The following is a 13,434-nucleotide window of genomic DNA, read 5'->3' as shown; positions in this document are numbered from 1 at the left end:
AATCAAACACGAAACGGGCTAATCACCCTTGTGCCGCAACGGACTCGACGGCCTCGGGCTGTTCAGCCTTCCTCTCCGGGGATTCGGCCCTGGTCGAGGTCTGCCGTGAACCGCTCCAGACGCCTTGTCGCACCGGCGAGATCGTGCTTGGCCGCGGCCGTAATGACCAGCAGCTTCCGGGTCAGCGCCATCCGTACGCTCTCCGGGACTTGCAGTGCGCGCACTCTTTCGTGCGCTTCCTTGAGCTGGGCCGCGACCGCCGTATAGAGCTCGAGTTGGCCGTCGTTGTCCATGCACAGATTGTGCCATCTGGGGCGAGTTGTCGCCTGCGCTGGGGGGCAACTGACGCCGGTGACGATCGTCCGGGCGGCTGCGCCGGGCGGGACCCCGGGCCTCGTCTACCCCGGCAATCTCCCGCTTAACGTGGGAAGTTGAGTGCCTCCACGGCGGCGCGCCGGGTGGTACGGGCACCAAAACGGCTGTACCCCCGATCGCCTCGATCGGGGGTACAGCAGGGTCTCACAGTGGCCGAAAGTCGACTTGCCACAGCGCCGGAGAGCGGTGTCCGGCTCAGCGGTCGATCATCAGCCGGGGCCGTGGATCAGACCGGCAGGGTGCGCGGTTTGAACGCCGGGCGCTTCGCCTCGTAGGCGGCGATGTCGGTCTCGTTCTGGAGGGTGATGGAGATGTCGTCCAGCCCGTTCAGCAGCCGCCAGCGGGAGTTCTCGTCCAGCTCGAAGGATGCGGTGATCCCCTCGGCGCGCACCTCGCGGGCGACCAGGTCGACGGTCACCTCGGCCTCGGGGTCCTTCTCGGTGAGCTCCCACAGCGCGTCCACGACCTTCTGCTCCAGGACCACCGTGAGCAGACCGTTCTTCAGCGAGTTGCCCCGGAAGATGTCCGCGAAGCGGGAGGAGATCACGGTCTTGAAGCCGTAGTTCTGCAGCGCCCAGACCGCGTGCTCGCGGGAGGAGCCGGTGCCGAAGTCGGGGCCGGCGACCAGGACCGTGGCGCCTTGCCGCTCCGGGCGGGTGAGCACGAACTCGGGGTCCTTGCGCCAGGCCTCGAACAGCCCGTCCTCGAACCCGTCGCGGGTGACCTTCTTGAGCCAGTGGGCGGGGATGATCTGGTCGGTGTCGACGTTGCTGCGGCGCAGCGGGACGGCCCGGCCGGTGTGAGTGGTGAAGGCTTCCATGATTGATCAGACTCCAGCGGGCGTGGGGACGTCGGCGTCGGACAGGTCGGCCGGGGAGGCCAGGTGGCCGAGGACCGCGGTGGCCGCGGCGACCTGCGGGGAGACCAGGTGCGTACGGCCGCCCTTGCCCTGCCTGCCCTCGAAGTTGCGGTTGGAGGTGGAGGCGGAGCGCTCGCCGGGGGCCAGCTGGTCGGGGTTCATGCCCAGGCACATCGAGCAGCCCGCGTGCCGCCATTCGGCGCCGGCCTCCTTGAAGACCACGTCCAGGCCCTCGGAGACGGCCTGGAGGCCCACGCGCGCGGAGCCCGGGACGACCAGCATCCGTACGCCGTCGGCGACTTTGCGGCTCCGCAGGATCTCGGCGGCGGCACGCAGGTCCTCGATGCGGCCATTGGTGCAGGAGCCTACGAAGACGGTGTCCACCTCGATGGAGCGCAGCGGCTGTCCGGCCTCCAACCCCATGTATTCCAGGGCCTTTTCGGCGGCCAGGCGCTCCGATGCGTCTTCGTACGAAGCCGGGTCGGGGACGGCGGCCGAAAGCGGCGCGCCCTGCCCGGGGTTGGTGCCCCAGGTGACGAACGGGGACAGCTCGGCGGCGTCGATGACGACCTCGGCGTCGAAGACGGCGTCGTCGTCCGAGCGCAGGGTCTTCCAGTACGCCACGGCGGCGTCCCAGTCGGCGCCCTCGGGGGCGTGCGGGCGGCCCTCGAGGTAGGCGAAGGTGGTCTCGTCGGGGGCGATCATGCCCGCGCGGGCGCCCGCCTCGATCGACATGTTGCAGATGGTCATGCGGGCCTCCATCGAGAGCTTCTCGATGGCGGAGCCGCGGTACTCCAGGATGTAGCCCTGGCCGCCGCCGGTGCCGATCCTCGCGATGATCGCCAGGATCAGGTCCTTGGCCGTGACACCCTCGGGCAGTTCGCCGTCGATGGTGATCGCCATGGTCTTCGGGCGGGCCATCGGCAGGGTCTGGGTGGCGAGCACGTGCTCGACCTGGGAGGTGCCGATGCCGAAGGCCAGCGCGCCGAAGGCGCCGTGCGTGGAGGTGTGCGAGTCGCCGCAGACGACGGTGGTGCCCGGCTGGGTGAGACCCAGCTGCGGACCCACCACGTGGACGACGCCCTGCTCGACGTCGCCCAGCGGGTGCAGCCGGACTCCGAAGTCGGCACAGTTCTTGCGCAGCGTCTCCAGCTGGACGCGGGAGACGGGGTCCGCGATGGGCTTGTCGATGTCGAGGGTCGGGGTGTTGTGATCCTCGGTCGCGATGGTCAGGTCGAGCCGGCGCACGGTGCGGCCGCTCTTGCGCAGGCCGTCGAAGGCCTGGGGGCTGGTCACCTCGTGCAGCAGGTGCAGATCGATGAAGAGGAGGTCGGGCTCGCCCTCGGCGCGCCGGACGACGTGGTCGTCCCAGACCTTCTCCGCGAGTGTCCTACCCATCGCTTTCCCTCCGACCGGACGCCAAGGGCGCCGGCCCAACTAGAGATCTTGAGGATGCGGCACCCGCGCCCCCCAACCGGGCGTCCGCCGCCGAGCCCGCCGGTCCACGGGCCGCTGTGACTTCCAGAGTGGCGTGTTCCACGGAAAATTGAACTTGCGTTTCACAGAGTGAGACGCAAGTATCGTTGCATGGACAACAGTAGCGGCGTCGGCGTTCTGGACAAGGCAGCCCTTGTCCTGAGCGCTCTGGAGTCCGGTCCGGCCACCCTCGCGGGTCTGGTCGCGGCCACCGGACTGGCACGACCCACGGCCCACCGGCTGGCCGTGGCTCTGGAACACCACCGCATGGTGGCGCGCGACATGCAGGGCCGGTTCATCCTCGGCCCCCGTCTCGCGGAACTGGCCGCGGCCGCGGGCGAGGACCGCCTGCTGGCCACCGCGGGGCCGGTGCTCACGCACCTGAGGGACGTGACGGGTGAGAGCGCGCAGCTCTACCGCCGCCAGGGCGACATGCGCATCTGCGTCGCGGCGGCCGAGCGCCTGTCCGGCCTTCGCGACACCGTCCCGGTCGGCTCCACGCTCACGATGAAGGCGGGCTCCTCGGCGCAGGTCCTGATGGCCTGGGAGGAGCCGGAGCGGCTCCACCGCGGCCTCCAGGGCGCCCGCTTCACGGCGACGGCCCTGTCGGGCGTACGGCGCCGCGGCTGGGCCCAGTCGATCGGCGAGCGCGAACCGGGCGTCGCGTCCGTCTCCGCGCCCGTACGCGGCCCCTCCAACCGCGTGGTGGCCGCGGTCTCGGTCTCCGGCCCCATCGAGCGTCTCACCCGCCACCCGGGCCGCATGCACGCCCAGGCGGTCATCGACGCCGCCGCGCGCCTGTCCGAGGCCCTGCGCCGCTCCGGCTGACGTGCACCGCAGCAAGGGCCGGCCTCAACGCCGCGGCAGGCCCTTCCGGCAGCCGACCCGCACCCGCCGACCGACTCCGACCGGGACTCACGACCAGCAGGCACCCGCCCCTCCCCCAGCCCACGGGGACGGGGCCGCGGGCAGGGACCCGGCGGAAAAACCGAAGGGCCCTCCCGAGGGAGGGCCTTTCGATTGCGTACCCCCGACCGGATTCGAACCGGCGCTACCGCCTTGAGAGGGCGGCGTGCTAGGCCGCTACACAACGGGGGCGTGGACACTGCGTTTCCGCAGGTCCGAGCTGGTCTACCTGGACTCGAACCAAGACTAACTGAACCAGAATCAGTCGTGCTGCCAATTACACCATAGACCAATGATGGTTTAGACCAGTCGTACCCCCGACCGGATTCGAACCGGCGCTACCGCCTTGAGAGGGCGGCGTGCTAGGCCGCTACACAACGGGGGCCTCGATCCCTGGAATGCTCCTGAGATCAGTACCCCCGACCGGATTCGAACCGGCGCTACTGCCTTGAGAGGGCAGCGTGCTAGGCCGCTACACAACGGGGGCCTGCGGATGAGATCCGCGGTGCAGATGAGCTCTGCGAGCTGGCCTACCTGGACTCGAACCAAGACTAACTGAACCAGAATCAGTCGTGCTGCCAATTACACCATAGGCCACTGGAAAGCAAGATCCCGCGGGGATCCTGTTCTAGTGTTGCACCCGCGGTTCCGGACCTTCGGCCCGCGCCCCGCGGCGCAGGAAGAACATTACCTGAAGGTGGACGGGGCTCCAAAACGAGTATCGGTGTCGAGGATCGCGGGCAGTTCGGCGAGCGAGGCGATCCGGTGCCGGCCGGATCCGTCGTGGCCGCCGTCGTACACGCCCACGCGGTCGATCCAGACCGACAGCAGCCCGGCCTCGGCGGCGCCCCGCCCGTCGATCTCCGGGTGATCGCCGACGTACGCCACCTGGTGCGGGCCGAGTTCCAGGGCCTCGCAGGCCGCGTGGAACGCCCGCGGCTCGGGCTTGGACACACCGAGTTCGGCGGCGCACAGCACGGCCTCGAAGCGGTCGCGCACGCCGAGGGTGCGCAGCTTGCGCTCCTGGACGTGGACGCTGGAGTTGGAAAGCACGGCGTGTCGGTGGCTGGCGGCGAGCGCGTCCAGGACGGGCAGCACGTCCGGGAAGAGCGCCCAGGCGGCCTCGTAGTGCCCGAGATAGCGCTCGAACCACGCGTCGCTCTCGTCGTCGGTCAGCTCCGGCCGGGTGAGGAAGACCCGCACCCGGTCCCTCCGCTGTTCCTCGAAGGTCGCCTCCCGCGCCGAGAACCTCGCCCACTGCGCGTCGGTGATCCGCCGCCAGTGCGCCAGGGCCTCCTCCACGGTCCCGTACCCCTCCAGCAGCCCCTCGGCCACCAGGTGCGCCCGCATGCCGGCCCGGTCGGCGGTGGTGTAGTCGAAGAGGGTGTCGTCGACGTCCCACAGGACAGCTCTGATCGCCATGCCACCGACGGTACCGTCCGCATCGCCGCGCGGGGTCGGCCGGTGCGGGATCCCTTCCCGGCGGCCGTCGGGAGGCGGCGCCGAACGCCGAGGGGCGGCACCCCGGCCGGGTGCCGCCCCTCGCACGCACGTCTGTCAGCGCCGCACGCTCACGCCGCCGGCTTCGCCAGCGCCGCGTCGATGCGGGCCAGGGTCTTCTCCTTGCCCAGGATCTCGAGGGACTCGAAGAGGGGCAGGCCGACCGTGCGGCCGGTGACGGCGACGCGGACCGGGGCCTGGGCCTTGCCGAGCTTGAGGCCGTGGGCCTCGCCGGCGGCCAGGACAGCCTCCTTCAAGGAGTCGGGGGAGGTCCAGTCGGCCGACTCCAGCTTCTCCCGGGCGGTGCGGAGCAGGGCGTCCGAACCCTCCTTCATCGCCTTGGTCCAGCTCGGCTCGTCGAAGACCGGCTCGGGCAGGAACAGGAAGTCCACGTTGTCCGTGATCTCGGACAGGACCTTCAGCCGCGTCTGCGCCTGCGGGGCGATCGCCTGCCACTTGGTCTCGTCGAAGTCCTCCGGGGCCCAGGGGGCGAACGGAGCCTGGAGCCATGGGCGGCAGCGCTCGGTGAAGTCCTTCACGTCGAGCAGGCGGATGTGGTCTGCGTTGATCGCCTCGCACTTCTTCAGGTCGAAGCGGGCCGGGTTGGGGTTCACGTCCGCGATGTCGAAGGCCGCGACCATCTCCTCGACGGAGAAGATGTCCCGGTCGGCCGAGAGCGACCAGCCGAGCAGGGAGAGGTAGTTGAGCAGGCCCTCGGGCAGGAAGCCGCGCTCACGGTAGAGGTTCAGCGACGACTGCGGGTCGCGCTTGGAGAGCTTCTTGTTGCCCTCGCCCATCACGTACGGCAGGTGGCCGAAGGACGGGATCTCCTTGGCGATGCCCAGTTCCATCAGCGCCTTGTACAGGGCGATCTGGCGCGGCGTGGAGGAGAGCAGGTCCTCGCCGCGCAGGATGTGGGTGATCTCCATGAGCGCGTCGTCGACCGGGTTGACCAGGGTGTACAGCGGAGCCCCGTTGGCGCGGACGATGCCGTAGTCCGGAACGTTCTCCGGGGTGAAGGTCAGCTCGCCGCGGACCAGGTCGGTGAAGGTGATCGTCTCGTCGGGCATGCGGAAGCGGACGATCGGCGCCCGGCCCTGGGCCCTGTACTCCTCCACCTGCGCGGCGGTCAGGTCGCGGCAGTGGCCGTCGTAGCCGGACGGCTTGCCGGCCGCGCGGGCGGCCTCGCGGCGGCTGTCCAGCTCCTCCTGGGAGCAGTAGCAGTGGTAGGCGTGGCCGGCCTCGAGCAGCTTGTGGGCGACGTCCTGGTAGATGTCCATGCGCTGCGACTGCCGGTACGGCGCGTGCGGTCCGCCGACCTCGGGGCCCTCGTCCCAGTCGAAGCCCAGCCAGCGCATCGCGTCGAGCAGCTGGTTGTAGGACTCCTCGGAGTCGCGGGCCGCGTCGGTGTCCTCGATGCGGAAGACCAGGGTGCCCCGGTGGTGCCGGGCGAACGCCCAGTTGAACAGGGCGGTGCGGACCAGGCCCACGTGGGGGTTACCGGTGGGCGACGGGCAGAAACGGACGCGTACGGGGGAGTCGGATGCGCTAGCCACGCTTGACAACCTTGTTGGTGAGAGTGCCGATGCCTTCGATGGTGACGGCGACCTCGTCGCCGACGTTGAGGGGGCCGACCCCTGCCGGGGTGCCCGTGAGGATCACGTCGCCGGGGAGCAGCGTCATGGCCTCGGAGATGTTGACGATCAGATCCTCGATCGGGTGGATCATCTCGCTGGTGCGGCCCAGCTGCCGCTGCTCGCCGTTGACGGTGAGCTGGATGGTCAGGTCGGCCGCGGCGGTGAGGTCGATGTCCGTCTCCACCCAGGGGCCGAGCGGGCAGGAGGTGTCGAAGCCCTTGGCCCTGGCCCACTGCTTCTCGCGCCGTTGCACGTCGCGGGCGGTGACGTCGTTGGCGCAGGTGTAGCCGAAGATCACGTCCTTGACGCGCTCGCGCGGGACCTCGCGGCACATGCGGCCGATGACCACGGCCAGCTCGGCCTCGTGGTGCAGCTCCTGGGAGAAGGAGGGGTACTGGATCGGGTCGCCGGGGCCGATCACCGAGGTGGACGGCTTGAAGAAGGCGAACGGGGCGTCGGGCACCTCGTTGCCGAGTTCGCGTGCGTGCTCGGCGTAGTTGCGGCCGAAGGCGACGACCTTGTTGGGGAGCACCGGCGGCAGCAGCCGTACCTTGCTCAGCGGCACCCGGGTGCCGGAGAGCTCGAAGTCCGCGAACGGGATGCCCTTGATGATGTCGAGGACGAGCTCGTCCGGCTTGTCGCCCTCGACCGCGCCGAAGGCGACGTTCCCGTCGATGGAGAACCTGGCGATGCGCACGGGTTGCTTGGCCCCTTGACTGAAGCGGCTGGAGTCTGACGCTCCAGGCTAACGCGGCCGGGGCCCCGGACCTCGCGCAATTGCGGCGCGCGGGGCACGAAGGCGGGGCGTCCCGCGCGCGGGACGCCCCTGATCTCCGTCCGTGAGCGGACCGCGTGCTACTCCGCGACGGCGGCCGCGACGGGCGCCTCCATGAGGACGGTGCGCCGGGGATTGGCGGTCTGCGTGGGAAGGGAGACGGAGTGCTCCGGCTGTTCCGGCGTCTGCAGCGCGTCGGCTCCTTCGAGGTGGATCAGCGTCGTGCGCCGGGGGTTGGCTATGGCGCGGAACATCATCGTCGTCTTCACGGTTGTACGAGACCTTGTCGTCTACGGGCACCCGGGAGGTCCGCATGACCCCCGCTCGGGGCGCCGGTTGTCGGATTTGCCATCCCTGTAAAGCGTCAGGCTAAACGTTCGATTCCCGGCCGAAGGCCTGAAGAGCCCGTGATGTCGGTGTGAGTTTGCTCACGAGAGCCTCGACAATCCAGACAATTCCGAGGCGCGCCCCTGATCGCCGAATCGGACATTGAGCCACTGAAGCCATCATTCCGCTCCCGATCATGGCGACTGGGACACCTCAAGTGACTCGCGGGTACGTTGCGAAATGTCCCCTATGCGGGAGATCGCTTTCAACATCAGGTAATCCGTCACTCACGGGCTGTCACGGAGGTCACAGGCTGGTCCACATGCCTTGTTGGAGATCCGGCACTGTGCTGGAATGCCACGGACCGCCGCAGGATCGAGCCGGCGCGCAGGGGGCGCAACGCAGCGCCGAGTGGCGGCGCGAAGGGGGAGCCAGCGCCGGTCACTCACGACCATCAGGGAAGTGTGTTCAGGGCGCTTCCCACAACGCCGACACCGTCCTTCCGCTCGCGCGGAGGGGCGCCTGGTCCAGAGGTTGCGACGCTAGTGCAGGGACGTTTCAAGAGGGATGGCAGCGCTTCGGCGGAGCCGGAGCCGCACGGCGGGACTGGCCCCATGGCCGTCAGCTCCTCGCCCCAGCACGCCCAGAACCCGGCCCCGGCCGGCGACGGCGCAGAGCGCCCCGGACGCTCTGGCTCGACCGGCCCGACGGGGGCGCCGGCGTCGTCGGGCCCGGCTCCGGCGGCCAAGCAGACAGGTAACCAGGGCCCTGCGGGCCCCGGCTCGCGCATGGCCCTGCGCAACTGGCGCATCTCCACGCGTCTGGTGTCGCTGCTCGCACTGCCCGTGGTCGCGGCGACCACGCTGGGCGGGCTGCGTATCAGCCAGAGCATGGACGACATCCAGCAGCTCGACAACATGAAGCTGCTGACGGAGATGACCAAGCAGGCCACCGAACTGGCCGCCGCGCTCCAGGAGGAGCGCGACCAGTCCGCCGGCCCGCTGGCGAACCCCTCCACCGCGAGCGCCATCACCATCAAGGGCTACCGGGACCGGACCGACCGGGCCCGGGACAACTTCGTCTCCGCGTCCGAGGAGATCGACGCGGCCAGCAAGAACGGCAACCTCCTGGGTGTCCGCGACACCCTCGTCGGCCTGGCCAGCGACCTCAACGGCCTCAGCAAGATCCGTAAGGACGCGTACCAGTCCAAGGAGAACTCGGCCCGGACGGTCGAGAGCTACCACCGGCTCATCACCGAGCTGCTCGCCCTCTCCCAGGACATGGCCGAGGCGACCAGCAACCCGCAGATGATCCAGCGCACGCGCGCCCTGGCCGCCTTCTCGTCCGCCAAGGAGTACGCCTCCGTCCAGCGCGCCGTCATCGCCGCCGCGCTGCCGGCCAACAACACCAGCGCCGGCAACCTGTCGGAGAACGACCGCCTCTACGCCCAGCAGGCGCTGGAGAGCCAGACCTCCGACCTCAACAGCTTCCGCAACATCTACGGGGACGGCTCCGAGGAGCTCATCAAGCCCATCGAAGAGGGCAACCCGACGATCCTGTCCGCGGACACCTACGCCAAGCGCGTCCTCGACAACCCCGAGGGCCTGAAGCAGGCGAACAAGCGCTCCTACCGCGACTGGGTCGACGACAGCTCGACCAAGATCGAGCAGATGAAGAAGATCGAGCACACGCTGCTCGAGGAGATGGAGCAGAAGGCCCGCGAGCTGCGCAGCGCCACCGAGTACGACGCCATCGTCTCCGGTGCGCTGATCCTGCTCGTGCTCGGCGTGTCGCTGGTCGGCGCCTTCGTCGTGGCCCGCTCAATGATCCGCTCGCTGCACCGGCTCCAGGAGACCGCCACCAAGGTCGCCCAGGACCGCCTGCCCGAGCTGGTCCGGCAGCTGTCGGAGTCCGACCCGCAGGACGTCGACACGTCCGTGGAGTCGGTCGGTGTGCACTCCCGGGACGAGATCGGCCAGGTGGCCGCGGCCTTCGACGACGTGCACCGCGAGGCGGTCCGCCTCGCCGCCGAGCAGGCCCTGCTGCGGGGCAACGTCAACGCGATGTTCACCAACCTCTCGCGTCGCTCCCAGGGTCTGATCCAGCGCCAGCTGTCGCTGATCTCCGAACTCGAGTCCCGCGAGGCCGACCCGGACCAGCTGTCCTCGCTGTTCAAGCTCGACCACCTCGCCACGCGCATGCGCCGTAACGGTGAGAACCTCCTCGTCCTCGCCGGTGAGGAGCCCGGCCGCCGCTGGACCCGTCCGGTCCCGCTGGTCGACGTGCTCCGCGCCGCCGCGTCCGAGGTGGAGCAGTACGAGCGCATCGAGCTGGCCTCGGTGCCGGGCACCGAGGTCGCCGGCCGGGTCGTCAACGACCTCGTGCACCTGCTCGCCGAGCTGCTGGAGAACGCGACCTCGTTCTCCTCGCCGCAGACCAAGGTCAAGGTCACCGGTCACGCGCTGCCGGACGGCCGGGTGCTGATCGAGATCCACGACACCGGTATCGGTCTGTCCCCGGAGGACCTCGCCGCGATCAACGAGCGGCTCGCCTCGCCGCCCACCGTGGACGTGTCGGTCTCCCGCCGTATGGGCCTCTTCGTGGTCGGTCGTCTGTCCCAGCGCCACGGCATCCGCATCCAGCTGCGCCCCTCCGACTCCGGTGGTACGACGGCTCTGGTCATGCTGCCCGTCGACGTCGCCCAGGGCGGCAAGAAGCCGGGCGCGGGCAAGTCCGGCGGTCCGGCCGCGGGCGGTCCGGCCGCGGGCGGTCCGGCCGCCGCGGCTGCCGCCGCCGGCGCCGCCGCGGCCCGCCGTCAGGGCGGTCAGCAGGGCGGAGGAGCCCTCGGTGCGGGCGGTCAGCAGGGCGGGGCCGGCCGGCTCGGTGCCGGAGCCGCTCCGCGCGACCAGGTCGGTGGCGGCCAGGGGCCGCGGGCCGCGCTGCCCGGTGCCGGCCGCCAGGGCGGTCCGAACGGATCGCGCGGGCAGCAGGATCCGGGGAAGTCGCAGCAGGGCCGCCCGGCCGCGTCGGGCATGGCCGGCGGCTTCGGCGGCCAGGCACCCGGCGGGCCGCAGGGTCAGCAGGCCCCCGGTGCGGGCGCTCAGCAGGGCTTCGGTGACGGACGGCACCCGGCCGCCCCGCAGAGCTTCGGCGACGGACGCCGTCAGGACGTCTTCGGCGGCGCGCGCGGTGGCGTGCCCCCGCAGCGCGGGAACGGCGGCGAGCCGGGCCGGCAGCCGCAGCTGCCGCCGCGCGGTGGCCCGCGGGCCGAGCTGCCGGGCGGCAACGGGCCGTCCCGTACGCCGGGTTGGGGCGACGAGAACGCTCAGGGCCGGGCCGCTCTGGACGCGCCGCGTGGCCACGACGAGCAGGACCCGTCGCAGACCTCCCGGATGCCGCGGATCGACGACCGGCAGGGACCCGGCTCGACGGCCGAGATACCCCGCTTCGACGACCAGCAGGGACCGGGCTCCACGGCCGATACCTCGGCGTTTCCCCGTCCCGACTTCGACGCTCCGCAGCCGGGCGCGGGCGGCTCGCAGAACACCGGCCAGTTCGTCCGCTCGGACGTCTACGGTCCGTCCGGGCAGAACGGCCAGGCCGACACGGGCAGGTTCGCGGCCCCGCAGGGGTACGACAACGGCTCCACCGGCCAGTTCACCGCCCAGCAGGGGTACGACAACAGCTCCACCGGCCAGTTCACCGCCCAGCAGGGATACGACAACGGCTCCACCGGCCAGTTCACCGCCCAGCAGGGATACGACAACGGCTCCACCGGCCAGTTCGCACAGCCCGGTCACGACATCGGAGGGCCCGGCCGGAACACCCGCCCGGGCGGCGCCGCCGACTTCGGCGGTCTGCGCGGTCCTGCCGCCCAGCGGCCGCAGCAGCGTCCCGCCCGCCCGGAGCCGGGCAACGCGGGTGCCGCGCAGCAGCGGCCGGACGACGCCTGGGCCCTGCCGCCGGCCCCGGGTCCCGGCGACGGCCGTACACCGCTGTACGACACCCTGGAGACCAACTGGTTCCGCGGTGACCGGCAGCAGCAGAGCAGCGAGCCGGCTCCGGTCCCGCCGCAGCAGCCGCAGCCTCCTGCGGCCCCCCAGCGTCCCGCCGCCTCCGCCTGGCGCACCTCGCCGAACGACGAACTCGTACGGCAGGCCGAGCGTGTCAGGCAGCCGGCCGCGGGCGGTGTCACCACCTCCGGCCTGCCGCGCCGGGTGCCCCGGGCCAACCTCGTCCCGGGCACGGCTCAGCAGCAACAGCACCAGAGCGGTCCGCAGGTCTCGCGTGCGCCCGACGACGTACGCGGCCGGCTGACCAATCTCCGTCGGGGCATCGCACAGGGCCGTCAGGCCGGTACCGGTCAGACGGGCAGCTTCCCCAGCCCCACTCACCAGCAGGAGCGTTAGTTGAGCCAGATGAGCCAGGCGGCACAGAACCTGAACTGGTTGATCACCAACTTCGTGGACAACACCCCAGGGGTGTCCCACACCGTCGTGGTGTCCGCCGACGGACTCCTACTGGCGATGTCCGAAGGCTTCCCCCGCGACCGCGCCGACCAGCTCGCGGCCGTCGCCTCCGGTCTGACCTCGCTGACCGCCGGTGCCTCGCGCATCTTCGAGGGCGGCACCGTGTCGCAGACGGTCGTCGAGATGGAGCGCGGCTTCCTCTTCCTGATGTCCGTCTCGGACGGGTCTTCCCTGGCGGTCCTGGCCCACCCCGAGTGCGACATCGGCCTCGTCGGCTACGAGATGGCGCTGCTCGTCGACCGCGCGGGGGTGGTCCTCACACCCGACCTCCGCGCCGAACTACAGGGCAGTCTGCTGCACTGACCGGCTCCGGCACCATCCACCTCACCAAATCACCGTCCGGCCGCCACAATCCCCCCACCGGCCCCGTCAGACGGCTTGACTGACCGACTTGCTGTCCCGCCCGGAGGATTCATGACCCCGCCCCCCGCCTCTCATGATCCGTACGCTGAGCCGTACGGGGATGAGGGCGACCAGCCGCTGGTACGTCCCTATGCGATGACCGGCGGCCGGACCCGGCCGCGCTACCAGCTCGCCATCGAGGCGCTGATCAGCACGACGGCCGACCCGGCAGCGCTGATGGGACTGCTCCCGGAGCACCAGCGGATCTGCCACCTGTGCCACGAGGTGAAATCCGTGGCCGAGGTCTCGGCGCTCCTCTCCATGCCGCTGGGCGTGGCCAGGATCCTCGTCGCGGACCTCGCCGAGGCCGGCCTGGTGGCCATCCACCAGCCGGGCGGGGACGAGAACAACGGTGGCGCACCGGATGTGACGCTGCTCGAAAGGGTGCTCAGTGGACTTCGCAAGCTCTGACGCGGGCCGGGCGACCACCTCGGCGAAGATCGTGGTGGCGGGCGGCTTCGGCGTGGGCAAGACCACGTTCGTCGGCGCCGTCTCGGAGATCAACCCGCTGCGCACGGAGGCCGTGATGACGTCCGCTTCGGCGGGCATCGATGACCTCACCCACACCGGGGACAAGACCACCACCACGGTGGCCATGGACTTCGGCCGCATCACGCTCGACCAGGACCTGATCCTCTACCTGTTCGG

The 13,434-nt window shown here is 70.6% G+C and carries 12 protein-coding genes and 5 tRNA genes; 5 read left to right on the top strand and 12 right to left on the bottom strand.

The window, feature by feature from the left end:
• Positions 1-62: 62 nt before the first annotated feature.
• The 3 genes from ACFY4A_RS27530 to leuC all read right to left on the bottom strand — a co-directional run bounded on the left by ACFY4A_RS27530 (position 63) and on the right by leuC (position 2,632).
• Positions 63-293, bottom strand: coding sequence for a hypothetical protein (locus tag ACFY4A_RS27530; protein WP_361416336.1), 231 nt, complete (start codon positions 291-293; stop codon positions 63-65).
• A gap of 308 nt (positions 294-601) precedes the next feature.
• Complete coding sequence (gene leuD, locus ACFY4A_RS27525) at positions 602-1,195, bottom strand: 3-isopropylmalate dehydratase small subunit (protein ID WP_390832028.1); 594 nt, start codon at positions 1,193-1,195, stop codon at positions 602-604.
• Positions 1,196-1,201: 6 nt separating this feature from the next.
• Complete coding sequence (leuC, locus tag ACFY4A_RS27520) at positions 1,202-2,632, bottom strand: 3-isopropylmalate dehydratase large subunit (RefSeq protein WP_390832027.1); 1,431 nt, start codon at positions 2,630-2,632, stop codon at positions 1,202-1,204.
• 189 nt (positions 2,633-2,821) lie between these two features.
• Here leuC and ndgR point away from each other — a divergent pair, with 189 nt between their 5' ends.
• Complete coding sequence (ndgR, locus tag ACFY4A_RS27515) at positions 2,822-3,538, top strand: IclR family transcriptional regulator NdgR (protein WP_028425251.1); 717 nt, start codon at positions 2,822-2,824, stop codon at positions 3,536-3,538.
• Positions 3,539-3,735: 197 nt separating this feature from the next.
• Here the strand turns inward: ndgR and ACFY4A_RS27510 are convergent.
• From ACFY4A_RS27510 to ACFY4A_RS27470, 9 genes are all read right to left on the bottom strand, one after another.
• Positions 3,736-3,808: transfer RNA gene (locus ACFY4A_RS27510), tRNA-Glu, on the bottom strand.
• 28 nt (positions 3,809-3,836) lie between these two features.
• Positions 3,837-3,908: transfer RNA gene (locus tag ACFY4A_RS27505), tRNA-Gln, on the bottom strand.
• 20 nt (positions 3,909-3,928) lie between these two features.
• Positions 3,929-4,001, bottom strand: a tRNA-Glu gene (locus tag ACFY4A_RS27500).
• A 29-nt stretch (positions 4,002-4,030) separates the two neighbouring features.
• Positions 4,031-4,103: transfer RNA gene (locus tag ACFY4A_RS27495), tRNA-Glu, on the bottom strand.
• 38 nt (positions 4,104-4,141) lie between these two features.
• A tRNA-Gln gene (locus ACFY4A_RS27490) sits at positions 4,142-4,213 on the bottom strand.
• Between the two features lie 90 nt (positions 4,214-4,303).
• Positions 4,304-5,038 carry an HAD family hydrolase gene (locus ACFY4A_RS27485; RefSeq protein ID WP_390832026.1) on the bottom strand — a complete coding sequence of 245 codons (735 nt, stop codon included), beginning with the start codon at positions 5,036-5,038 and terminating at the stop codon, positions 4,304-4,306.
• 149 nt (positions 5,039-5,187) lie between these two features.
• Positions 5,188-6,672 (bottom strand): glutamate--tRNA ligase, encoded by a 1,485-nt coding sequence (gltX, locus tag ACFY4A_RS27480; RefSeq protein WP_390832025.1) that lies wholly within the window; start codon positions 6,670-6,672, stop codon positions 5,188-5,190.
• Positions 6,665-7,450 carry a fumarylacetoacetate hydrolase family protein gene (locus tag ACFY4A_RS27475; RefSeq protein WP_141358021.1) on the bottom strand — a complete coding sequence of 262 codons (786 nt, stop codon included), beginning with the start codon at positions 7,448-7,450 and terminating at the stop codon, positions 6,665-6,667. Before ACFY4A_RS27475 ends, gltX begins: the two co-directional genes overlap by 8 nt.
• A 158-nt stretch (positions 7,451-7,608) precedes the next feature.
• Positions 7,609-7,797: a hypothetical protein gene (locus ACFY4A_RS27470; protein WP_390832024.1), complete on the bottom strand. Its 189-nt coding sequence runs from the start codon at positions 7,795-7,797 to the stop codon at positions 7,609-7,611.
• A gap of 603 nt (positions 7,798-8,400) precedes the next feature.
• On the opposite strand from ACFY4A_RS27470, the gene ACFY4A_RS27465 reads away from it, so the two are divergent.
• The 4 genes from ACFY4A_RS27465 to ACFY4A_RS27450 all read left to right on the top strand — a co-directional run.
• Positions 8,401-12,264: a nitrate- and nitrite sensing domain-containing protein gene (locus tag ACFY4A_RS27465; RefSeq protein WP_390832023.1), complete on the top strand. Its 3,864-nt coding sequence runs from the start codon at positions 8,401-8,403 to the stop codon at positions 12,262-12,264.
• Between the two features lie 9 nt (positions 12,265-12,273).
• Entirely contained in the window at positions 12,274-12,687 is a 414-nt protein-coding gene (locus tag ACFY4A_RS27460; RefSeq protein ID WP_390832110.1) for a roadblock/LC7 domain-containing protein, read from the top strand.
• A 111-nt stretch (positions 12,688-12,798) separates the two neighbouring features.
• On the top strand, positions 12,799-13,197 hold the full coding sequence (locus ACFY4A_RS27455; RefSeq protein WP_390832022.1) for a DUF742 domain-containing protein: 399 nt from the start codon (positions 12,799-12,801) through the stop codon (positions 13,195-13,197).
• Positions 13,178-13,434, top strand: a 257-nt coding sequence (locus tag ACFY4A_RS27450) for an ATP/GTP-binding protein (RefSeq protein ID WP_390832021.1), incomplete at its 3' end; no start/stop codon positions are given. The genes ACFY4A_RS27455 and ACFY4A_RS27450, both read left to right, overlap by 20 nt.

Source organism: Streptomyces sp. NPDC001292 (genome assembly GCF_042896465.1).
Lineage (GTDB): Bacteria > Actinomycetota > Actinomycetes > Streptomycetales > Streptomycetaceae > Streptomyces.
The sequence above is the reverse complement of the archived record's forward strand: the minus strand, read 5'-3'. Positions and strand labels throughout refer to the sequence as shown.